Genomic DNA, 23,822 nt, shown 5'->3' with positions numbered 1-23,822 from the left:
ATTGTCAATACTTAAGGCGCCAGGTCATAAACGACTTGTGCGCCTTTTGGTTGTTATAGTTGCCAAAGGAGTTTACTTATTGTTTTTAGGAAAACTGAAGTAGAAGGAAGCTCCATTGTCTGTTTCACCTGTCATCCAGGCCTTTCCGTTATGCCGTTTCAATATCCTCTGGCATATGGACAGCCCAACGCCCGAGCCTTCAAACTCTTTTGAGGAATGCAGCCTCTGAAATACCTGAAAGAGTCTTGAGGAGTATTTCATATCGAAACCGGCTCCGTTATCTCTTATGCAAAATATATAATCATACTGGTGCTCGGTGTATTCAACGGATATCTCGGCCCGCTGCCGCCGGGCAGTGTATTTAAGTGAATTTGACAATATGTTGGTTACAAGTATTCCAAGCATGATGCCGTCACCTGTTATTTCGGGAAGCCGGGGCATATCCAGTACTGCTGTCCGTTCAGGCTGTGCCAGCATAAGTTCATCAAAAACACTTTGTATCAAATTATTCAGATTTATTGGTTCCAACTTCATATCCATTTCACACATGCGGGAGAATTCCAGAAGATGGTTTATGATTGCCGTGAGTTCGGTGGACTTTTTTTGTATGTTTTTTATCAGGCTGTTTCCGTCATCTCCCAATTTATCATAGTAATCAAGGGAAAGATATTCTATGAGTTTGCTGATTGACAGGAGAGGTGCCTTAAGGTCGTGGGCTATGGAATAGCAAAAACTGTCAAGCTCCCTGTTGGCAAGATATAGAGATTCGGTTTGTTCCTTAAGTTTGATATGAGTGTTCACTCTGGCAAGCAGCTCGGTTGCGTTGAAGGGTTTTGTTACATAATCCTGTGCGCCTGATTCAAAACCTTTCTTTATACTTTGTTCATCATCACTTGAAGTGAGAAATATGACCGGTATATTTTTAAACTCATCATTTTGCTTTATAATTCTGCACATTTCAAAACCGTCTATTTCAGGCATAAAAATATCCAGAAGGATCAAATCCGGCTTTTGCCGTTCCAGCAGTTTGAGTGCTGCTTCACCCTTTGTGGAAACTCGAACCTTGTAATTGTTGTTTTTCAATACCAGCATGGCCATTTCAATCTGTTCGGGAGTATCGTCAACTATCAGGATTTCGTATTTATCAATTGCGCTGCCTCTGTTCATTTAATACAGTCTCCTTAATAATATAATCGGTTTCGGTAGATGCAAGAAATAAAACCATGTAAAACATTTTATAATAATTAATTAAAGTAGTCGACAGGAAATTCTGAAGCTTGTATAATTAATATAATTAAAAATCAGAACGGCAACGGCGCTAGGTTATTGCACATTTGCATTGACTTGAGCGCTTTTTTCGTTTTTATCCGATAGGATGATGTATACGGCAGGAGGTGATACGCTTGAAATCCCGGATAGCAATAAAACAATCGACAATAAGCAGTCTTATACTTGGAATCTTTTTTTTAATATCTGTTTTACTCATCGGAAGCATTGTTTATATGCGCTCCAGTATAGAGTCGGAGCAGGAGGCCGAACGGCGGAGGATGGAATTTAAACAGCTGGGCATGGATCTGGCAGACGCTTCCGATTATCTGACAGATGAGGCGCGTAAATATGCCATCACTACCGATATATTGCACCTCCAGAAATATTGGGAGGAGATCAATGATACACAGACAAGGGACAAGGTAATATTAAAGGTAAAAGAATTGGAATCTCCCGAAGAAGAACTGGAACTGCTGGCAAATGCAAAGCAGCATTCCGATGCTCTTGTAAATACTGAAAGAAGGTCCATGAGGCTGGTGCTGGAGGCCTTGAAGGTACCGGAGAAGGATATGGTGCCCGAGGTGGCATCCTTCGGGCTGGAGCCGGAGGACAGAAAACTTGGAGATGCAGAAAAACTGAATAAGGCCAGAGAGATAATGTTTGATTCCCAATATGACGCCGATAAAAAAGACATCATGGATCCCATAGCCAAATTTCAGGAGGTCATGAATGCACGACTGGAAAACGAACTGGAAGCAGCAAGGGATGCCACCTCCACAGCTGCTGCGGTGCAGATAGTGCTGGCCCTGATAATAATCGGTGCCATAGCCGTACTGATCAGCATTCTTTTCAAATATGTTACCAACCCCATAAACAGCTATACCAAGCTGCTAAGAAAATTTTCCTTTGAGGATGACAGGTTCAGCCTCAATCCTGAAGGGACATTGGAGCTGCAGCAGCTGGCAAATACATTTAATGAACTGTATTTTTCCTTTCATGATGAGCTTCAGAAGAGAATGGAAGCCGAAAAAACCATGAGAGCAGCAAAAGAAGAGGCCGAACTTGCAAATAATGCAAAAAGCGAATTTCTGGCCGGCATGTCCCATGAGATAAGGACGCCGTTGAATACCATAATAGGCTATCAGTTTCTGCTGAACGATACATATCTTGAAACAAGACAAAAAGAGTACAGTGATAAAATCGGGATGGTTGCCAATAATTTATTGGGCCTGATCAACGGTATATTGGATTTTTCAAAAATTGAGGCAGGCAGAATGTTTCTGGAGGAGGTAGAATTTGACATAGTAAAGGCAGTTCAGGATATATACGGTATGGTGGGTGTGGAAGCCGCAAAAAAGGGACTTGAACTAAGTTTAAATATAAATGACCATATTCCCGGGGTGCTGTCGGGTGATGTCACAAGGGTAAAGCAGGTAATACTGAACCTGCTGTCAAATGCCATAAAATTTACCGAAAAGGGTTCAATAACCATCAGTCTGGATTATATACCCATTGAAGATGACCGGATAATTGCCTCTATAAGTGTAAAAGACACCGGCATAGGGATATCGGAAGCACAGCAAAAAATTATTTTTGATCATTTTACACAGGGAGATGCTTCTATCACAAGAAAATATGGAGGTACCGGTCTCGGTCTGGCAATCAGCAAAAGCATAGCCGAATTGATGAACGGGGCAATAAGTGTTGAAAGCGAAGAGGGAAAGGGCTCCTGTTTTGTATTTACAGCGCAGCTTGAAGTAGTTACAGGCAAAGCTCTTCTCAGGGGGGAAATGGAGAAAAATCTTTCCGAAAGGGCTTTTGAAGACAAAAAGATACTTTTGGTGGAGGATAATGCTATCAACCTTCAGATGACGGGAGAAATATTGAAGGTTCTGGGTTTCCGGACTTATACGGCTGCCGGCGGACATGCCGCAATACAGCTTGTAAAAGAGAATTTGTTTGATGTTATACTTATGGATATACGTATGCCAGATATGGACGGATATGAAACAACAAAAACCATAAGGGAGCTTGAAACAGGAAGGAATACCGTGATAATTGCTCTTACCGCAGACGCAGTTGACGGTGTCGAGGAAAAGGCAAAGCTGGCAGGAATGAACGGCTTCCTGACCAAACCCTTGTATCCCGCAGAGCTTTCAAGAATGATAAAAAAGTTTACAGGTACCGGTGACGACGGGGCGGAAGATTCCGGCTATACATATGATACTGGCTATAAGGAGATTTACAGTTATGAACCGGCATATTCCGTTTTTGAAAAGGGAGCGGCAAAACTTGGGGGAAACAGGAAAAAATATGCCGGGATCCTCAAGCAGTTTATCGATGGGCACAAATGGGACGGAGAGCAAATACAGGATTTGTTTAAAGCAAAAAATTTTACTGCAATGGGAGATATGGTTCACAAGCTCAAGGGTTTGACAGGAAATCTTGGCGCAACAGGATTGTTCGGGCTTTGCAGGGATCTGGAAAAAATCATAAAAGGAGACAGGCTTGACCAGCAGGTTGAGAACCTGATAATTGGTATCATGGAAGGGCTGCACAGGTTGTGCGATGAGGCTGCCGGGTATACGGGCAGTCAAACAGAAGGAATTAAAGAAGATTCATTAGAAACTGCAGGCAGTTTCCATGAAATTATAACTACTCTTCATAATTACGTGGTCATTGCTGACTCCGATGCAAAAGATTACTTTGAGGAAAACCAAAGGGTTTTAATGAAAAACATTGACGAAGGTACTTATCTGGAGCTCAGGAAGTCCATAGTGGCGTTTGATTTTGAACAGGCTGAAATTTATCTGAACATGATAACTGCAAACGTTTAGTTTTGTTTGCAGTTATCATTGATTGGGAGGTTAAAGGGGAATGTACAGGGTATTGATTGTTGACGACGATATTGCAACTTTATATATGCTTAAAAGGTTTAAAAACTGGGGGCAATACGGTTTTTTTATTGCGGGAGAGGCCTGTGACGGAAAAGAGGCCTTGCAGAAGCTTGCTGAAACCAGGTATGAACTTATAATAACCGATATCAAGATGCCCGGTATGGACGGGATAGAATTTATTCAGGAGTTGAGAGCACAAAACCTTGATATCTGCGTAATCTTATTAAGCACACACAGTGATTTTCAGTTCGCAAAACAGGGTATCAGATTCGGGGTATTTGAATATATGACAAAACCACTGGAAGAATCAGCCCTGTCGGATATTTTAACAAGGGCAAAAAGGTTTATTGATGCCAAAAAAGAACAGGAAGAGAGAATTAATAATCTGGAGAAGGTCTATGAGGAGGATAACAAGGCGTATTACCCCGGGGAGCATGAAAAACTGATTATTTTACAAATCATAAATGCCGACACAGAGCTTGAGAATACTGCAAATGAAGCATTTACTGAAATTTGCACCCTATATGACTATGATGCCGCAAAAGTACGGGTTCTGGCAAACACACTGCTATTCAATATCCGGACAAAAATTGATGAAAGGTTTCCCTGGCTTGCAAAAATTGAAGGAACAGCTGCCTTTTCACATATAAAGGAATTGACCGGAACAGAAGCCATCCGACTGGAATTTATGGCACGGCTCAGGGAAATGCTGGAGAAAGTCCGGAAATATCAGCTCAATCATCCTGACAGCATAATCAGGAAGATATGCCAGTGTGTAATTGATAATATAGAAAAGGAAATCAATCTTGAAGTTATCGCCAATGAGGTGCATATAAGCAGGGATTACGTCGGTAAGCTTTTTAAGCAGAAGGTGGAGTGCAATTTCAATGATTACGTGACAAAAATAAAGATGGAACATGCAAAATATTTAATTGTATCAGGGGACTACAAAAATTATGAAATAAGTGAAAAACTTGGATATAAAAAGACGGATTATTTTTCATCGTTATTTAAAAACTATACGGGACTTACACCCATGGAATACAAGAAAAGCAATTTTTGAATTTCAGAATTGCAGATTTGAGGGGTAAAATTACTTTTTTTTGGTGTTTTTTAATTTTACATATGGCTGTATTATTAATGTGTAAGGAACACGACGGTATATAAAACCGGAGTTCATAAAATTTAACAAGGTTAAGTAGCTAGGGCGCTATAAGAAATGAGATCTTGCGCGCAGACCTGATGTCTGCCGTAAATCCATAGCTTATAGCGTTTTTTGTTTAATCCGTCCAATAAAATCAATAACACTGTTCATTGGGGATAAACGACAGCTGCGGCAAAGAGTTTATACGTTTATGGCCATAAATTGTATGTATTTGTATTAATCATTCTTACACTTAATACCAGTTATTATTTAAAATATCCAATTCGGAAAGGTGGTCAAAATTATGAAAAAGACATGGCTGGCACTTGGCTTAAGTATATCAATAGCATTATCCGCACTGCTGGGAGGCTGCGGCAGCAGCACTGCAGCCGGATCAAGCGCATCCTCGGCATCGGCTGCGGTTTCATCCGAAGCAGCGGCCTCATCAGCCGAAACAGTTTCGGAAGATCCCATCAAGGTGGGAATACTTCATTCTCTGAGCGGCACAATGGCTATAAGTGAAGTATCGGTTAAGGATGCGGAAATGATGGCAATAGAAGAGATTAACGCGGCAGGCGGAGTATTGGGCAGGAAGATCGAGCCTGTAGTGGAAGACGGTGCATCCGACTGGCCGAAGTTTGCTGAAAAGGCAAAGAAACTTTTACAGAATGACAAGGTAGCAACTGTGTTCGGCTGCTGGACTTCGGCAAGCAGAAAAGCCGTCCTGCCGGTATTTGAGGAAAATAACGGGCTTCTGTGGTATCCGGTCCAATATGAAGGAATGGAATCCTCTCCGAATATTTTCTATTCGGGAGCTGCTCCAAATCAACAGATCGTGCCGGCTGTAGAATGGCTACTGCAAAACAAGGGCAAAAAATTCTTCCTGCTGGGCTCGGATTACGTGTTCCCGAGAACGGCAAATAAAATCATTAAGGCGCAGCTGGCTGCCCAGGGCGGTGAATTGATTGCAGAGGAATACACTCCGCTTGGACATACGGATTACAGCACAATTGTAAACAAGATCAAGGCAGCCAAACCCGACGTTGTGTTCAATACCCTCAACGGTGACAGCAATGTAGCATTCTTCAAGGAATTAAAGGCTTCGGGCATAACTTCAAATGACCTTACAACCTGCTCGGTTAGCGTTGCCGAAGAAGAAATCAGAGGCATAGGTGCAGATAATATGGCAGGCCACCTTGTATCCTGGAACTATTATCAAACAACAGATACTCCTGAGAACAAGGCCTTCGTTGAAAAGTACAGGGCTAAATACGGTGCCGACAGAGTAACTGATGACCCCATAGAAGCCGCATACATAAATGTATATCTGTGGGCGGAGGCTGTTAAAAAGGCCGGATCAACAGACACAGCAAAAGTTAAGGAAGCTGCGAAAGGGCTTGAATTCAAAGCTCCCGAAGGAACAGTGAAAATCGAAGGTGAAAATCAGCACCTCTGGAAGCCGGTCAGGATAGGCGAAGTTCAGCCCGACGGACTTATCAAGGAAATCTGGAGTACTGCCCAAAGCGTAAAGCCTGATCCATACCTGAAATCCTATGATTGGGCAAAAGGACTAAGTAATTAGTGTTATTGTACATCGGCGCAAACTTACCTAAATGGGTTGCTTACAAGTTATTTGATGATTTTGTAACGTTTAATCATAGATTATTTTACCGTCGCTCACATTCAGCATCCATGCTTCAGCGTTTCGCTAAAACCTACGTCGTGTAGGTTTTCCGGTAAAAACCTCTATGCTTAACCGACAAACTCAAACAAATAACTTTAACAAAGCTTCCCATTTACGTAAGTTGCACTTTTATACAATAACAATAAAAAGGAGGGAAGCTGTTCAATGAGCACATATCTACTGCAGATTTTTAACGGTGTAAGCGTAAGTTCCATTTTAATGCTGGCCGCGCTGGGTCTTGCCATAACCTTCGGGCTTATGAAAATCATTAACATGGCACACGGCGAACTGATCATGATCGGAGCTTACGTTACTTATGTTATTCAGAATATATTCATACAGTATTTTGATAAGAGTATTTTCAGCTTATATTATATTATCGCTCTGCCGGGTGCTTTTGTGGTAGCAGCGCTGGTGGGATATCTGCTTGAAATATCCATTATAAAAAGGTTGTACGGAAGGCCGCTGGACAGCCTGCTTGCCACATGGGGAGTCAGTCTCATCCTGCAGCAGCTGGCCAGAAGTATTTTCGGTGCTCCCAATGTGGACGTCAAAAGTCCCGCCTGGCTGGAAGGCGGTTTGGTGCTGGGAGGAACGCAGCTGCCCTACAAAAGACTGTTTATAATCGGATTGGTAATAGCTTGTATCGCAGGTGTATATATTTTTCTCTACCGCACTGCCTACGGGAGAAAAATAAGAGCTGTTATGCAAAACAGATCCATGGCTCAAAGCCTGGGAATTAATACAAGAAAAGTGGACAGCATTACCTTTGCCATGGGAGCAGGTCTTGCGGGTATAGCCGGGGGTGCTCTGACCCTGCTGGGCTCCATAGGCCCCACTCTTGGAACGAACTATATTGTTGATACCTTTATGGTTGTGGTACTGGGAGGAGTGGGAAGAATAGTGGGAACAGTGACAGGTTCGGCAGCTATAGGCATAGGAAATACAACCTTTGAATTTTTCACAAATGCTTCCCTGGGCAAGGTGCTTGTTTTTTTAATGGTCATCATATTTCTCCAGTGGAAACCGCAGGGATTTTTTACTATCAACAGCAGAGCACTTGATGAATGAAGGCTGCACAAGTGCTTTATGACTATTTGTTTTGCTGGACAACAGCAGAATAGGGGGTAACATGAAGCAAATCGGCAATTTAAATAAAGCAGGAAAAAATAATATTACTATAATAATTATTATGTTTCTTTTATGTATTGCCCCGGTTTTCCTGTCAGATTTCAGAACCAACCTTCTCGGAAAATTTGTGGCATTTGCGATTCTGGCATTGGGAATAGACCTGATTTGGGGATATACAGGCATATTAAGTCTTGGGCATGGTGTTTATTTTGGTATAGGTGCGTACTGTATGGCAATGTATCTGAAGCTGGAGGCCGATGGCGGAAAACTTCCGGATTTCATGTCCTGGAGCGGACGGGAATCACTGCCCTGGTTTTGGAAGCCCTTTGAAATAGCTCCTGTTGCTGTTTTAATGGCTTTGGTACTGCCAACCCTGATCGCTCTGATTATAGGATACCTGACATTTAAAAACAGAATCAAAGGTGTTTATTTTTCAATTTTAACACAGGCATTGTCAATTATATTTGTTGTACTTTTTGTAGGACAGCAGGAATTTACCGGAGGTACCAACGGTATAACAAATTTTAAAACAATATTCCATTTTTCTTTGGCAAGCGGCAGCACAAAACTTTGGTTGTACTATATTTCAGTTGTTTTTCTGCTTTTGGCATTTTTCTTCTGTAAATTCATCATTAACAGAAGAGTAGGTAAGGTTTTGATCGCAATACGGGACGGGGAGAACAGAGCCAGGTTTTCGGGCTATAATCCAACCATTTACAAGGTTTTTGTATATTGCATCTCGGCAGCGCTGGCAGGTCTGGCAGGTGCCGTATATGTTCCCCAGGTGGGCATAATATCACCGGCTGAAATGGGAATAGTTCCGTCCATAGAAATGGTAATATGGGTGGCCATCGGAGGAAGGGGCAGTCTGAACGGAGCAATAATCGGTGCCATACTTGTAAATCTCATGAAAAGCGGTGTCAGTGAAAAGTTTCCGGCGGTTTGGTCATATTTTATAGGTATTGCCTTTGTAGTTGTGGTTATATTTATGCCGTCCGGGCTGGTGGGAGCTTTCAATAAATTAAAGAGCAAACTGAAAAGTATCAAAATAAATAAATCGGCCAATCCGGCTGAGGACAAAATACTGATGGAATGAAGCGGCATAAGGGGTGATAGCTATGAGTCCGGTTCTTGAAATAAATGATTTAACCGTCAGCTTTGATGGATTTAAAGCTGTTAATAATTTAAGCACGGCGGTGAAAAAAGGGGATATCCATTTTTTTATAGGTCCGAACGGCGCTGGAAAAACAACACTTCTGGATGCAATATGCGGAAGAGTCAAACCGGCGGCCGGCAATATAATTTTCCGGGACGGAAGCGATGTTACAAAGCTTTCAGAGCATGAGATAGTCGAACTGGGTATAGGAAGGAAATTTCAGGTACCGTCGGTTTTTAACGGCATTACCATATACGAAAATATGGAACTGGCCGCAGTAAAAGTCAGGTCCCTGTATTCTTCGCTTTTTGCAAGGCTTACCAAAGAACAGAATGAGAGAATAAAAGCCGTATTGAACACAATCGGTTTATATGAGGATAGATATAATTTTCCCGCCAAGCTTTCACACGGACAGAAGCAATGGCTGGAAATAGGCATGCTGCTGGTCCAGCAGCCCGAAATAATGCTTTTGGATGAACCGGTGGCAGGCATGGGAAGAAAAGAGACCGAAAAGACAGGCGAACTTCTCAGACAGATCTCCAGGCAGTGTTCGGTGGTGGTTGTAGAGCATGATATGGAATTCGTAAGGGAATGTGCCAACACGGTAACAGTGCTCCATGAAGGAGCGCTGCTGGACGAGGGGGATATGGAATCTGTCCAGAAAAATCCAAAGGTAATAGAGGTATATCTCGGCCGAGGAGAACGGGAAAGACTTGAAGAATAAGACTGGTATGGGAGGTTCATATGCTGGAATTGACAAATGTGAGCAGTTATTACGGTGAGAGTGTTATTTTAAGAAACATGAGTATGAAGATAGAAGAAGGAAAGGTGGTTTGCCTGCTTGGCAGGAACGGAGTGGGCAAGACCACCTTCCTGAAAAGCATAATGGGACTTGTTAAAACTCCTGAAGGCAGCATAAAACTGGAGGGTGAAGAGATCATAAAAATGCCTGCATACAGCAGGGCTAAAAAAGGAATAGGCTACGTTCCGCAGGGAAGAGATATTTTCCCTCAATTGAGCGTTTATGAAAATCTGCTGCTGGGTCTGGAACGCAGCCCGGATAAAGGAGGTATTGATGACAGCATTTATGAACTATTCCCCATAGTAAAGACAATGCTGAGCAGAAAGGGGGGAGATCTGAGCGGTGGTCAGCAGCAGCAGCTGGCAATAGCCAGGGCACTTGTATCAAAACCAAGGCTGCTGCTGCTGGATGAGCCCACGGAGGGAATTCAGCCCTCCATTATTCAGGATATAGCAAGGGTTATCAAGCAGCTAAAAAGTCAGGGCGATATGACTATGATCATAGTGGAACAGTATCTGGAGTTTGTGCTGGAGGTGGCTGACTATTTCTATCTCATCGACAAGGGCAGGATAATAATGGAGGGGAGCACAGCCGGTACAGACCCAAATGAGATTCAGGAAAAGATGGCCATTTAGATGAGGCCTAATCAATATTTTGTGTCAACTATATGGATTGGGAGGTTCATATGCATTTAACACCAAAGGAAACAGAAAAACTTATGCTGCATTTTGCCGGGGAGCTGGCAGGAAAAAGAAAGGACAGGGGCTTGAAACTGAATTATCCCGAGGCTATAGCCTATATCAGTGCCGAGCTTATGGAAGCCGCCAGAGACGGTAAGACGGTGACGGAACTTATGCGGTTGGGGACTCACCTGTTAACTGCGGAGGATGTTATGGAGGGAGTGGAATCCATGATTCATGAAATTCAGATCGAGGCAACCTTTCCCGACGGAACAAAACTGGTAACGGTGCACAATCCCATAAGATAGGAGGTAATTCACTATGAAGCCCGGAGAATATATTGTACGGAATGAAACCATTACTTTGAACCGCGGGAGACCGACAATTACAGTCAGAGTTTCCAATACGGGAGACAGGCCGGTCCAGGTAGGCTCCCACTTTCACTTTTTTGAGGTAAACAGGTGCCTGGATTTTGACAGGGAGCAATGCTATGGGAAAAGGCTGGATATTCCTTCCGGAACTGCCGTCAGGTTTGAGCCCGGTGAAGAAAAAACCGTTACCTTGACTGAATTTGCCGGAAATAAAGCCGTATTCGGCTTGAATGGACTTACTTCAGGCAGCCTTGAAGATAAGGGTGTCTTTGAAAGTGCTTTGGCCAAAGCGGCCGATTTTGGATTCAAAGGGGTGAAATACAAATGAGTTACAGCATGAAGGGCAAGGATTATGCCGACATGTACGGTCCCACCACAGGTGACAGAGTACGGCTGGCAGATACCGGGCTGATTTTGGAAATAGAACAGGACTATACGGTTTACGGTGATGAAAGCAAGTTCGGCGGAGGAAAATCCATCAGGGACGGTATGGGTCAGAGCTCGTCGGTCTCAAGGGACGGCGGGGCGCTGGACATGCTGATAACAAATGCGGTAATAGTAGATTCCTGGGGCATAGTCAAGGGAGATATCGGTATAAAGGACGGCAGGATTGTGGCGGTAGGCAAGTCGGGGAACCCGGATATCATGGAAGGGGTGACTCCCGGACTTGTAATAGGAGCATCCACCGAGGTCATTGCCGGAGAGGGACTTATAGCAACTGCAGGGGGAATAGATACCCATATACATTTCATATGCCCCCAGCAGATTGAAACTGCGCTGTACAGCGGAATCACAACAATGATAGGAGGCGGCACCGGCCCGGCCGACGGAACCAATGCCACAACCTGCACACCCGGAAAATACAACATGTTCAGAATGCTGGAAGCTGCCGAGGCCTTTCCGATGAATCTGGGCTTCCTGGGAAAGGGTAATGCCTCCTCCCCGGAACCTCTGATAGAGCAGATCCAGGCCGGTGCCATAGGGTTAAAGCTCCATGAAGACTGGGGCACTACCCCGAAAGCCATAGATACCTGTCTGAGCGTGGCCGACAGGTATGATGTCCAGGTTGCAATACATACCGATACACTGAATGAGGCCGGCTTTGTGGAGGATACCGTCAGAGCAATAAACGGCAGGACCATTCATACCTTCCATACTGAAGGCGCCGGAGGAGGCCATGCTCCGGATATCATCAAAATAGCTGCATTTCAAAATGTTCTGCCGTCATCAACAAACCCTACGATGCCGTTTACAGTGAATACAATTGACGAGCATCTTGATATGCTCATGGTTTGCCATCACCTGGACAGCAAGATCAGGGAGGATGTGGCCTTTGCAGATTCCAGGATCAGGCCTGAAACCATTGCGGCAGAGGATATCCTCCATGATATGGGAGTTTTCAGTATGATGAGTTCCGACTCACAGGCAATGGGAAGAGTGGGTGAGGTTATAATCAGGACCTGGCAGACGGCAGATAAAATGAAAAAGCAGAGAGGCCCGTTGAAACCCGACAGCAGCGGAAATGACAACAACCGGATTAAAAGATACATTGCAAAATATACCATAAATCCGGCAATAACCCATGGAATATCACAATATGTGGGTTCTCTGGAACGGGGAAAACTGGCTGACATAGTTTTATGGAAACCTGCCATGTTTGGCGTCAAGCCCGAAATGATATTAAAGGGCGGGTTTATCATGGCGAGTAAAATGGGAGATGCCAACGCATCTATTCCCACTCCGCAGCCTGTTATTTATAAGAACATGTTTGGAGCTTTCGGAAGTGCCGTAAGAGCTACATGTATGACCTTTGTATCAAAGCTGTCGCTTGATTCGGGAATGCTTGAGGGCCTTAAGCTCCAAAAGCAGCTGGTGCCTGTGGTCAACTGCAGAAATATTACCAAAAAAGATATGGTAATGAATGATGCAACACCTGTAATCGAGGTGGATCCCGAGACCTATGAGGTAAGGGTGGATGGTGAGCATATAACCTGCCGGCCTTTGAAAGAGCTTTCACTTGCCCAGCGATATTTTCTTTTTTAGAGTATAGGAGGTTAGCCATGCTGATTGACAGTATTATTTGCAGTAAACCTGAAAAGATTGACTTGACGGGTTTTGATATGGATTATGTTGAAGTGGAATGGTATGAGGTATCAAAAAAAATTCTTCATAAAACAAGTAAGAAAGGCAGGGAGGTCGGAATAAAGCTGAATATTGACCGTGCCCTCAGACATGGGGATATTCTGCACATGGAGGGGAACAGTGCTATCATTGTTGAAATTCCGGAGTGTGAATGTATTGCCCTGGAGCCACAAACTTTGGCTGCCATGGGCAAGGCCTGCTATGAAATCGGCAACAGACATTCCCCTCTGTTTTATCAGGAGGAGAGGCTGCTGATGCCATATGATCCGCCTCTGCTGGAAGCTTTGAAAAAATGCGGATTTGTGGCATGCAAATGTTCCGCCAGGCTGATAAGGCCTTTGGGCGGCGGGAACAGCGGACATTCCCATGGACATGAACACACGCATGAGACTGTTTGCAAACACCAACACCACATACATGAACAGGGGCAATCATATGAGCTCTCAAATTCCACCCGGTAAAAGCAGGGCCAGGCTGCGGTCATGTCTGCATCTGCTGCACCTGAGCGATCCGCTTCTTCCCATAGGGGGCTTCACACACTCCTATGGTCTTGAAACATATGTGCAGAAGGAACTGGTGAATAGCAGTTCTCTGGTGAAAAAATATCTGGTAGCCTATTTGAGGCATAATTTTCTGTATAATGAGCTGCTTGCCATGCGGTTGGCCTGGGAATATGCAGATAAAAGCAATATTGAGGCAATTGTTGAATTAAACAATATATTATGTGCGGCCAAAGGGCCGCGGGAATTGCGCAATGCCGGCACAAAACTGGGATTGCGGCTGATAAAAATTATTGAAACTCAATTAAACGGAGAGGCTTTGTTTATTGAGTATCTTGAGGCAGTCAAAGCCGGTAAATGTGAAAGCAATTACTGTGTTATATACGGAATGGCGGCATATTTGTTCAATATCGGTAAAGAGGAGTCTATGATTGCCATTTCATATAATACGGCTTCAACAATAATAAACAATTGTGCAAAACTGATACCCATCAGCCAGATGGACGGTCAAAAAATACTGTTTGAGGCACAGGCGTTTATTGAAGAGCTGGTTGAAAAAGCCGGTAAACTGAAGCCGGAGGATACGGGCATGTGCAGCATAGGCTTTGATATCAGATCCATGCAGCATGAGAGACTATATACCAGAATTTATATCTCTTGAAAGGAACAGTATATTATGGGATACGTTAAAATAGGAATCGGAGGGCCTGTAGGCTCGGGAAAGACGGCGATGATAGAGAGACTTACAAGAAAATTGTCGGGACAGTACAGTATCGGGGTTGTTACAAATGATATCTATACCAAAGAGGATGCGGAATTCCTTATAAAAAACAGTGCTTTGCCGGCAGAGAGAATTGTCGGTGTTGAAACGGGAGGCTGCCCGCATACCGCCATAAGGGAGGATGCCTCCATGAATCTGGAAGCCGTTGAGGAACTTACAAACAAATTCAAGGATATAGAGATAGTTTTTATTGAAAGCGGAGGAGACAACCTGTCGGCAACCTTCAGTCCAGAACTGGCGGATGCCACAATATATGTCATTGATGTGGCTGAAGGGGATAAAATACCCAGAAAGGGCGGCCCGGGCATAACCAGGTCCGATCTGCTCGTAATCAACAAAATCGACCTTGCACCATATGTAGGGGCAAGCCTGGAGATAATGGACAGGGATTCCAGGAAGATGAGAGGCAGCAAGCCCTTTGTTTTTACCAATCTGAATACCAATGAGGGTTTGGAGAATGTTATCGGCTGGATAAGGCGCAGTGTACTTCTGGAGGGGATTCCTTGATTAACATGTTCGGGTCCGAGAGCAGACTTTATATTAAAACCGTACTCTCAAACAACAGAACAGTAGTTGAAGACTCCTACTTTACAGCCCCCTTCAAGATTGTGAAGCCCTTTTACAATAATGACCGCAATATGGCGGAAATCATGGTTATGAGTGCATCGGCCGGTGTAATGGAAGGTGACTGCTACAGCACTGAAATTGAAGTTGGAAGAGCCTGTGCATTATCGCTGCAGGGACAATCCTACACCAAGATACATAAAATGGCGGAAGGTTATGTAAAACAGGAAAATATATTCAGAGTTATGGAAGATGGGTTTTTCGACTATGATCCCAAGCCGGTCATACCCTTCGGAGCTTCGGACTTTGTTTCGGGGAGCACCTGTTATTTGTATAAGGGAGCCAAATACCTGTATTCCGAAATATTATCCTGCGGAAGGGAAAAAAGCGGAGAACAGTTTCATTTCAGAAGATACAAAAATTATAACAGGGTATTTTACTGCAATCAGTTGATTTTCCTTGACAATCAGGAATTGACGCCCGAAACTCAAGCGTTAAGCAGCCTTGGCTTTTTTGAAGGCTATACTCATCAGGCTACTCTGGCATATTTTTATGATGCTCTGGACAGGGAAGCCGCTGTGGAAAAGCTTTTTACGGTAATTGAAACATATGACGGTATTGAAGCCGGAATATCTGCAACATATAAATACGGTATAATAATAAGAATACTGGCCTGTGGAAGTGATTATCTGGAAGGTATAATCAAAAATATCAGAAATGAAATTTACAATATGCAGTCCCATACTGCTGTTTATGGATAGTTGCCGATTAAGGAATGGATAAACGGATATTTATCCATTCCTTAATCCTGTCAGAGTGTCATTTTATTTTTCTGCATTCCAGATAAAAGCGCTTTTCTTCGGCTTCTCCCATGGAGAAAGTCTTTCTGGGCAGGGCTCCATCCAGTATAACCGTTTTGAAAAGGTCGATCTTATTCATGGGCGGGAGATAGAAACCCATATTTCCTGCTTGTGAGCCAAGCTTTGTTACTACATCCTCCCCGTGTATATAGTCTATTTTGACCTGCGGGTGTTCCTTGATATAGCTGTCCAGAAATGCCTGCAGAGTTCCGACTTCCAGATTGCTGACAGGGTTTTCTATGGACACCGTTCCCTTACCGGCAGCTGTCACATAGTTGAAGGTATGGACGGTGCCGCCCGAACATTTTGAACCCTGGCAGGCCGTTTTGCCGGAGAAGGCTCTGAACTCCCGTAACAGATCATCTGCGCCGACATTGAAAAGAACTCTGTGAATGGGTTCGAATATAAGGCCTGCGTCATGCACATTGACCAGTTCCACAAGGGCATATCTTGCAGGATGATTTTCCTGCTGCCCAGGTGTCAGACATTTCTTCAGATTTTCCCAATGTCCCTTTGCAGAGGCAAGGGAATGGTTGCCGTCGCCAACGGCGAACAGGAGCAGGTCTTTGTCTGCAGAAACCCCGTACTTGCCGGAGAACACATCTTTTTGTGCAAGTTTTGAAAGAGCGTCTGCTATTGAATTCATATCCTTTTCATCAGAAATCTTGTAGCCTTTTATGTGCCCGCCGTTCATCATCAAATCAAAATCGTACAGCTTTTCCAGCCGGGCGGTTTTTTGGAACAGGGGCTCGATCACTGTCTTACCGGGGTCATCTATAAGCACCATTATGTGAGGGAGCTCTATGGGAGCATCCTGCCTAACCTTAATCCTGGGAGGAAGCCTGTCCAGTACCGTTCCCTCTGTAGCGCGTATCAATGCCTTCGAACCTTTGTTATAATCGTAGCATTCCAGGTCCAGGGCAATTATCAGGCCCTTTCTTGATTGTGCATGGGAGGTCCTTCTGTCTGTGAGGATAAAGCATTTGTCAAGTTCGGACAATACTCTGCCGTCGATGTATTGTTTCATGGTGGCATTGATGTCTGAGATTCTGCTGCTGCTGTCGCCGCCTTCCAGATATACCTCGGGGAAAATAATATTAAAAGTCGAAGGGCTGCCCTTTGTCAGTTCTTCAACCTCTTTCCAGTATTCGGGTTCGGAAGTGTACTGGTCACAGGCTACAACAGCCCATTTATTCAAAGCTTCATTTTTTGCAGGGAGCATTATATGGGGTATATGTACACCTAATTTCGACAAAGTATTAATGAGCTTACTCATTTTAACCTCCCAAATATTAATTTCAATACTTTCTTTATGTATTCAATGTATTCAACAATTTTACATTAATCTCTGTTTTTAGTCAATTTTCATTGTTTAAATTGTTTAAAAAAATAAAAAGTATAAATAATTTTTAATTGAATTTTTTACACTACAATTACAAATAATATTATCGGCGGTTTATGAATTTGGAATTTGTACTTTAGTATAAAGATTTGTTAAAAGGAGGGATGAGATGCTGAAAAAATACAGCGGGGTTTTAGGACTGCCGGTAATTTCAGCCAGAGACGGTCTAAAAATCGGAACAGTTAAGGATATGGTATTCAGCGCGGATAATAAAGGCATACTCGCCTTCCTTATGGAAAAAGGCAGCTATGCTGTTAAGGGCAATGTCATATTGCTCAGAAGTATCATAAGTCTCGGGAACGATGCCGTGATTGTTGATGATCCTGTGAACCTGCTGGAATACAGACGGTTTAAAAAATTATACCAGCTTCAGGAAAGAAAAAATCTGAGGGGCCTGAAGATATTTACACATACAGGTGAAGATCTGGGAGTAGTGCAGGATGTATTATTTGACTACAGAACAGGAAAAGTTGAAGGAGTTCAGGTATCGGACGGACTGGTTCAGGACATTATAATGGGCAGGAACATACTTCCGTTTTTCGGAAAGATTGAAATTGGCAATAGCAATATATTGGTGGAAAATGAAGCAGTTGAGGAAATGATGAGTACGGGCGGCGGTTTGAAAAGCCGGCTGGAAACCTAATTTTTTATAACAAGGAGGAAATATATTATGATGAGAAATTTTACCAGAGGACTTGTGATAGGCGGGTTAATAGGAGCGTCCATCAGCGTTCTGACAAATCCTGAAATAGTTGACCCGCATATGAGAAGAAAGATGATTAAGTCGGGAAGAAAGATTTGGCACAGATCAAACCATGTATTTGGTGACATGATGCATATGTTCAGATAATCAGGAGAGAAGACCACTAAAAGCCGAACAGTTTATGTTTGGCTTTTAGTGGTTTAAGGAGGGTTGCATATTGAGAAATATGAAGAAAACAGTATTTTACATAATACTGGTATTGCTTGTTGCAGGTATGATATTGTTTGCCTATTATTACGGTGATAAAATTTTTAAAATTTTGTCTCCGTTGTTTATGGCTGTCTTTATAGCCTATGCAATCTATCCTATGGTTGTCAGATTTGAGCGCAACGGGGTCAAAAGGCATTATGCGATCATAATAATCTATATTTTTGCAGCATTATCACTCGCATTTTTTGTTATATTTATAATGCCGCATGTTATAAGCAATGCCAAAGAGCTGTTCAATACCCTGCCGGATATTGCGGGCAGATACCGGGAATTGTTCAATTCATACATTTCCAGGATAAAAACAAGCAGATGGCCTGATGAAATTAAAAATATGATTTTTGGTGAGCTGAACGTGGGCACCGGTTTTGTTCAGAATTATGCTTCACGGGCTATGAAAAAGTCACTTGCCATACTGGCCTCGTCAATAGGCATATTCATGAATATAGTTTTATCAATGATAATAGCATATTACCTGCTCAAGGATATTGAAGACATTAAAAGATCCACTCTTATGCTGGCTCCGAAAAAAATGCGCAACGATTTGATCAATTTGGGAAGGGAACTCAATGCCATAATTACAAATTTCATCCGGGGACAGCTGATAACGGCATTGATTGTGGGTTTGCTTGAGACCATCGGACTTTATCTAGTCCATGTCAAATATCCGTTTATACTCGGTGTTATCGGAGGAATAGCAAATATAATCCCTTTTTTCGGACCTGTGCTTGGGGCCATACCTGCTGTTGCGCTGGCACTGCTCCAGTCCCCTACAAAAGCGCTGCTGGCGGCAGCGGTTTTTATAGTAGTACAGCAAATCGACAACGCCTTCATATCACCTAAAATAATAGAAGGTAAATTAGGGCTTCATCCCATAACAACTATAATAGCAGTATTGATAGGCGGTGAATTTTTTGGCATTCTGGGCATGCTTCTGGGGGTTCCGGTGACAGCCATGATAAAGGTAATACTTAAAAGAGTAATAGATATAATTGTATAAATTTTGAGCAGTGCATTGTGCCTGTTGGTTTTTTTGAAGCATCAAGTTATTTTGTCAGTTATTGGTTGAAGCTTGTAACGGGAGTACCCCGTAATAAAAAAATTATTTTGCAGAAACCAACCGGCACAAAATCTCCTTGCCATAATGAAGTCACGCATATTATTATATTGCTATAGGCACCGGTCATATTTTGAGCTTTAAAAGTCAATACTTTAGACAGTGCTAAATTTACATGTTGGAGGACGGTATGAAACTTTCCAGAAAATTAAAGCTTAGGATAATCATCGGAATAGCTGCTGCCATGATTTTGTACGGAGTGCTTGACAAGTTTTTTAAATTCAATGTTGATCAAAAAGTTGTAGATAATGTGGCCATGGTATTGATGATACTGGCTTTTGGACTCCTGTTCAGCCGCGGTGATCAGAGCGGGAAGAATGAAAAGGCCGGCACCGGAGAAAATGCAGCCCCTGACGAAATTCAGGACCAAAGCCAAATTGAACAGACAGCTCTCGAGAATGATATGGTCAAGGACCAGGATAAAGGCGCTGCCAATAATGATGACAGCAGGAATGATCTGCGCTCTTGACAGAAGCGGGCAGATTTTATATCATAATTTAAGAATGTTAAGATAAATTAAAAGAAGATAAATACAAAGGCGATGAGCAAGAGGAGTAAGCAGTTGGATTTCCACAGAGAGGAACCGGTCGGGTTACAGTGCCCCAGGGTGAGAGGTTCCGGAAAACAGCCTGCCGAAGGTAGCTTGGGAGCTCTGCACCGAAAGAAGTACCTGCCATATAGTCCACTATATGATATCCGGTTTCAAAGTAGGCTGCAGCGGATTTTCGGACGTTATCCGATTGAGAGATTCACACCGGTTTTTAGGCATATTTAGTCATATAGAACTTGTGAAATTTTGGTGGTACCGCGAAACAGCAGCTTCGTCCAAATAATGGACGGGGCTTTTTATGTTGCACCGGTGCAAGGAAAGGAGAACAGATATGAACTTACAGGAAATACTTTCGTTGGTCATTATAGCCATAGGATTTGCTGTTGTATATTCGGCAAAATTAATTGTAAAAAAGTTTCAGCTTGCTGAAAAACAAAAATGTGTCAATGCAAGTCAGATGTCGGAAGAGGAAATACAGAGCTATAAGCTCAGCAAGGCTGTATTCAATATTAAGTTAATGGGACTGATAATTTCCATACCCGGATTGATTTTGTTTATCATCAGTTTTAGATAATTTGTAAGTTTACAGGCATTATTAAGGTGTAAATCGATTTTATTGATCTCAAGAGATGGCAGTTTAAAAATAAATGGAGGATATGACTATGGATGAACAGCAAAACATCGCAAAACAATACGACCCCAGTCAGGTCGAAGACAGGTTATACGGTAAATGGATGGAAGATGGCTATTTTCATGCAGTCCCGGACAGCAATAAAAAACCGTACACTATTGTAATTCCGCCGCCCAATATCACGGGGCAGCTCCATATGGGACATGCACTTGACAATACATTGCAGGATATTCTCATAAGAACAAAGAGGATGCAGGGTTTCAGTGCCCTGTGGCTTCCCGGTACAGACCATGCAAGTATAGCTACCGAGGCAAAAATTGTTGATGCCATGGCCAGGGAAGGTATCACCAAGGAAATGCTGGGACGTGAAAAATTCCTGAAAAGGGCATGGGAATGGAAAAAGGTTTATGGGGGCAGAATCGTTGAGCAGCTTAAAAAGCTGGGAAGCTCCTGCGATTGGGAACGTGAACGTTTTACAATGGATGAGGGCCTGTCCAAAGCTGTTCAGGAGGTTTTCCTCAAACTTTACGATAAAGGCCTCATATACAAGGGTGAAAGAATAACCAACTGGTGCCCTAAATGCAATACCTCCATATCCGATATAGAGGTCGAATACGAAGAGCAGGCGGGACATTTCTGGCATATCAAATATCCTGTAAAGGACAGCGAGGAATTTGTCATCGTTGCAACCACCCGTCCTGAAACAATGCTGGGAGATACTGCCGTAGCAGTTAACCCTGAAGATGAAAGGTATAGACATCTGATAGGAAAGACCTTGGTTTTGCCTCTGGTAAACAAGGAAATACCTGTTATTGCCGACTCCTATGTTGACAAGGAATTTGGCACCGGCTGTGTAAAGATAACACCTGCCCATGATCCAAACGATTACGAGGTAGGTCTGAGACATAACCTTCCTCAGATAAGGGTTATGGACGACAATGCAATAATGAATGACAATGCGGGTCAATACAAAGGTCTGGACAGATACGAAGCCAGAAAGAAAATGGTGGAGGATCTGGAAAAACTGGGTTTACTGGTCAAGATTGAAGGTCATACCCACAATGTAGGTACCTGTCAGAGATGCAGGACTGTTGTTGAACCGCTTATATCAAAACAGTGGTATGTTCGCATGAAGCCTTTGGCTGAGCCTGCCCTGGACGTTGTAAGAAACGGAACCATTAAATTCGTACCCGAGAGATTTTCAAAGATATATTTCAACTGGATGGAAAATATTCAGGACTGGTGTATTTCAAGACAGCTCTGGTGGGGACACAGAATTCCTGCATACTACTGTAAGGAATGCGGACATATGATGGTAACGGGCACCGATCCAGATGTATGTCCAAAGTGCGGCAGCACAAGGATCGAACAGGATCCGGACACCCTTGATACCTGGTTCAGTTCGGCTTTGTGGCCATTCTCCACATTGGGCTGGCCTGAGCAGACAGAGGATCTCAAGTACTTCTATCCTACCGATGTGCTGGTAACCGGCTATGACATCATATTCTTCTGGGTCGCAAGAATGATATTCTCAGGTATGGAGCATATGAAGCAGGAGCCTTTCAAGTATGTATTCATACACGGTATAGTAAGAGACCCCCAGGGAAGGAAAATGAGCAAATCCCTCGGAAACGGCATTGATCCGCTGGAGGTCATTGCCCAGTACGGCACCGATGCCCTGCGCTTTGCACTGACCATAGGCAATTCACCGGGAAATGATCTGAGATTCTCCACCGAAAAGGTCGAAGCCTCCAGAAACTTTGCAAACAAGGTCTGGAACGCATCAAGGTTTGTTCTCATGAACTTTGACGAGAATCTGGACTTCGGCAGGGTTGATAAAAACAAGTTTACTGTTGCCGACAAATGGATTTTGAGCAGGATCAACACCGTAACAAAGGAAGTAACGGAAAACATAGATAAATTTGAGCTGGGACTGGGCTTGCAGAAGGTTTATGACTTCATATGGGAGGAGTTCTGCGACTGGTACATTGAAATGGTCAAGCCGAGACTTTATGACAGGGAGAGCGAAGGCAGGCTGGAGGCACAGTATGTTCTGAACTTTGTTCTGGGCAATGCCATGAAATTGCTGCATCCATATATGCCGTTCATCACCGAGGAGATATATACACATCTTGTAAATGACGGCAGAAGCATCATGATTTCAGAATGGCCTGTATATGATGAGGCACTGAACTCTGCAGCCGATGAAGCAAAAATGAATATTATTATGGACGCCATCAGGAGCACCAGAAATATCCGCGCCGAGATGAATGTTCCGCCTTCAAGAAAGGCTAAAATGATATTCGTCGCAGCCGGAGAAACCGAGAGGGCCACGCTTCTGGAGGGAACCTCCTTCTTCCAGAGACTTGCCGGGGCATCGGAGGTCATGGTTCAGGCCGACAGGGCGGGAATTCCGTCAGATGCCGTAGGCACTGTCATAGCAGGTGCGGAAATATTTATTCCCCTGGATGAACTTATAGACATTGAGAAGGAAATCGAGAGACTGAACAAGGAAAAGGCAAACCTGGAAGGTGAGCTGAAGAGAGTCGAGGGCAAGCTCAATAACGAAGGATTTGTTGCAAAAGCGCCAGCCAAGGTTATTGAAGAAGAAAAGGCAAAGAGAGAAAAATACAAGGATATGTATCTGAAGGTTGTTGAAAGGCTGGAAAGCTTGAAGAAATAGCACGATTCAAAGCAAGTATTTTGTTGCCGTCGCAGCGACTCGACCATCCGGGTCTCGCATGCTGCTCAAATTGACCTCCTGTCAATTTAACGGCAAAAATGCTTGTTTTTCACCGAAAGTACAAAGTTATTTGGGAGTGTCGTAAAATGATATGCTCCCTTCTAGGTAGACAATTAAAATAATAAAAACTTGTCACTTAGGAGGGAGTATATTTTATGGCATTTAAACACAAATATTCCTACGCTGAAAAAGAGAAAATTATTATTGAATATCTTAACAACACTTATGGATTTCGAGAATTATGTCGTATATACGAAATGAGTCAAGGCGCACTAAAGGGTTGGATCCGTCTATACAATGCTTTTGGATTTGAAGGATTAAGAACAAGTAGTCAAGCAAGTAGATATTCTTCCGTATTAAAACAGTCAGCTGTCAATGATTATCTGAACGGAAAGTATACAGCTCCTGAAATACTAAAAAAATATAAA

Annotated in this window: 23 protein-coding genes; 21 read left to right on the top strand and 2 right to left on the bottom strand. The window is 43.2% G+C overall.

What is annotated here, in order from left to right; genetic code table 11:
• Positions 1 to 72: 72 nt before the first annotated feature.
• Complete coding sequence (locus T344_RS0110880; protein WP_027628730.1) at positions 73 to 1,167, bottom strand: response regulator; 1,095 nt, start codon at positions 1,165 to 1,167, stop codon at positions 73 to 75.
• A 236-nt stretch (positions 1,168 to 1,403) separates the two neighbouring features.
• Between T344_RS0110880 and T344_RS28020 the strand changes: the two genes are divergently transcribed.
• The 14 genes from T344_RS28020 (at position 1,404) to T344_RS0110810 (ending at position 15,882) form a co-directional block, all read left to right on the top strand.
• On the top strand, positions 1,404 to 4,106 hold the full coding sequence (locus tag T344_RS28020) for an ATP-binding protein (protein WP_242842059.1): 2,703 nt from the start codon (positions 1,404 to 1,406) through the stop codon (positions 4,104 to 4,106).
• Between the two features lie 40 nt (positions 4,107 to 4,146).
• On the top strand, positions 4,147 to 5,229 hold the full coding sequence (locus T344_RS0110870) for a response regulator transcription factor (RefSeq protein WP_027628729.1): 1,083 nt from the start codon (positions 4,147 to 4,149) through the stop codon (positions 5,227 to 5,229).
• A gap of 385 nt (positions 5,230 to 5,614) precedes the next feature.
• On the top strand, positions 5,615 to 6,892 hold the full coding sequence (gene urtA, locus T344_RS0110865) for an urea ABC transporter substrate-binding protein (protein ID WP_027628728.1): 1,278 nt from the start codon (positions 5,615 to 5,617) through the stop codon (positions 6,890 to 6,892).
• Between the two features lie 267 nt (positions 6,893 to 7,159).
• Positions 7,160 to 8,065, top strand: coding sequence for an urea ABC transporter permease subunit UrtB (gene urtB / locus T344_RS0110860; protein WP_027628727.1), 906 nt, complete (start codon positions 7,160 to 7,162; stop codon positions 8,063 to 8,065).
• 61 nt (positions 8,066 to 8,126) lie between these two features.
• Entirely contained in the window at positions 8,127 to 9,221 is a 1,095-nt protein-coding gene (gene urtC / locus T344_RS0110855; RefSeq protein WP_027628726.1) for an urea ABC transporter permease subunit UrtC, read from the top strand.
• A 22-nt stretch (positions 9,222 to 9,243) separates the two neighbouring features.
• On the top strand, positions 9,244 to 10,005 hold the full coding sequence (gene urtD / locus T344_RS0110850; protein WP_207641831.1) for an urea ABC transporter ATP-binding protein UrtD: 762 nt from the start codon (positions 9,244 to 9,246) through the stop codon (positions 10,003 to 10,005).
• A 20-nt stretch (positions 10,006 to 10,025) separates the two neighbouring features.
• On the top strand, positions 10,026 to 10,718 hold the full coding sequence (gene urtE / locus T344_RS0110845; protein ID WP_027628724.1) for an urea ABC transporter ATP-binding subunit UrtE: 693 nt from the start codon (positions 10,026 to 10,028) through the stop codon (positions 10,716 to 10,718).
• A 50-nt stretch (positions 10,719 to 10,768) separates the two neighbouring features.
• Positions 10,769 to 11,071, top strand: a complete 303-nt coding sequence (gene ureA, locus T344_RS0110840) for an urease subunit gamma (RefSeq protein WP_004630932.1) — start codon at positions 10,769 to 10,771, stop codon at positions 11,069 to 11,071.
• A 13-nt stretch (positions 11,072 to 11,084) separates the two neighbouring features.
• Positions 11,085 to 11,462, top strand: a complete 378-nt coding sequence (gene ureB, locus T344_RS0110835; RefSeq protein WP_027628723.1) for an urease subunit beta — start codon at positions 11,085 to 11,087, stop codon at positions 11,460 to 11,462.
• On the top strand, positions 11,459 to 13,177 hold the full coding sequence (gene ureC / locus T344_RS0110830; protein WP_027628722.1) for an urease subunit alpha: 1,719 nt from the start codon (positions 11,459 to 11,461) through the stop codon (positions 13,175 to 13,177). Before ureB ends, ureC begins: the two co-directional genes overlap by 4 nt.
• A gap of 17 nt (positions 13,178 to 13,194) precedes the next feature.
• Positions 13,195 to 13,737: an urease accessory protein UreE gene (locus T344_RS28015; RefSeq protein WP_242842058.1), complete on the top strand. Its 543-nt coding sequence runs from the start codon at positions 13,195 to 13,197 to the stop codon at positions 13,735 to 13,737.
• A complete protein-coding gene (locus T344_RS0110820; RefSeq protein ID WP_051571757.1) occupies positions 13,712 to 14,437 on the top strand; it encodes an urease accessory protein UreF in 726 nt (241 codons plus the stop codon). The genes T344_RS28015 and T344_RS0110820 overlap by 26 nt, the downstream gene beginning before the upstream one ends.
• 15 nt (positions 14,438 to 14,452) lie before the next feature.
• Entirely contained in the window at positions 14,453 to 15,064 is a 612-nt protein-coding gene (gene ureG, locus T344_RS0110815; RefSeq protein ID WP_027628720.1) for an urease accessory protein UreG, read from the top strand.
• Between the two features lie 5 nt (positions 15,065 to 15,069).
• Positions 15,070 to 15,882, top strand: a complete 813-nt coding sequence (locus T344_RS0110810; RefSeq protein WP_242842062.1) for an urease accessory protein UreD — start codon at positions 15,070 to 15,072, stop codon at positions 15,880 to 15,882.
• 58 nt (positions 15,883 to 15,940) lie between these two features.
• Here T344_RS0110810 and T344_RS0110805 read toward each other — a convergent pair whose 3' ends face one another.
• Entirely contained in the window at positions 15,941 to 17,257 is a 1,317-nt protein-coding gene (locus tag T344_RS0110805; protein ID WP_027628718.1) for a DUF1015 domain-containing protein, read from the bottom strand.
• A 235-nt stretch (positions 17,258 to 17,492) separates the two neighbouring features.
• On the opposite strand from T344_RS0110805, the gene T344_RS0110800 reads away from it, so the two are divergent.
• The 7 genes from T344_RS0110800 to T344_RS0110770 form a co-directional block, all read left to right on the top strand.
• Positions 17,493 to 18,026 carry a PRC-barrel domain-containing protein gene (locus tag T344_RS0110800; protein ID WP_034861132.1) on the top strand — a complete coding sequence of 178 codons (534 nt, stop codon included), beginning with the start codon at positions 17,493 to 17,495 and terminating at the stop codon, positions 18,024 to 18,026.
• A gap of 27 nt (positions 18,027 to 18,053) precedes the next feature.
• Positions 18,054 to 18,233: a hypothetical protein gene (locus tag T344_RS0110795; RefSeq protein WP_004630817.1), complete on the top strand. Its 180-nt coding sequence runs from the start codon at positions 18,054 to 18,056 to the stop codon at positions 18,231 to 18,233.
• A 79-nt stretch (positions 18,234 to 18,312) separates the two neighbouring features.
• A complete protein-coding gene (locus T344_RS0110790; protein WP_169738701.1) occupies positions 18,313 to 19,353 on the top strand; it encodes an AI-2E family transporter in 1,041 nt (346 codons plus the stop codon).
• 247 nt (positions 19,354 to 19,600) lie between these two features.
• Entirely contained in the window at positions 19,601 to 19,939 is a 339-nt protein-coding gene (locus tag T344_RS29700; protein WP_051571754.1) for a hypothetical protein, read from the top strand.
• A 412-nt stretch (positions 19,940 to 20,351) separates the two neighbouring features.
• Positions 20,352 to 20,594: a hypothetical protein gene (locus T344_RS0110780; protein ID WP_027628715.1), complete on the top strand. Its 243-nt coding sequence runs from the start codon at positions 20,352 to 20,354 to the stop codon at positions 20,592 to 20,594.
• An 88-nt stretch (positions 20,595 to 20,682) separates the two neighbouring features.
• On the top strand, positions 20,683 to 23,334 hold the full coding sequence (locus T344_RS0110775; protein ID WP_027628714.1) for a valine--tRNA ligase: 2,652 nt from the start codon (positions 20,683 to 20,685) through the stop codon (positions 23,332 to 23,334).
• Positions 23,335 to 23,549: 215 nt separating this feature from the next.
• On the top strand, positions 23,550 to 23,822 hold a 273-nt coding region (locus tag T344_RS0110770; protein ID WP_027628713.1), incomplete at its 3' end, for a helix-turn-helix domain-containing protein.

It is taken from the genome of Ruminiclostridium cellobioparum DSM 1351 = ATCC 15832, assembly GCF_000621505.1.
Lineage (GTDB): Bacteria > Bacillota > Clostridia > Acetivibrionales > DSM-1351 > Ruminiclostridium > Ruminiclostridium cellobioparum.
Note: the sequence above shows the minus strand (reverse complement) of the source record. Positions and strands in the feature narration are given on the sequence as shown.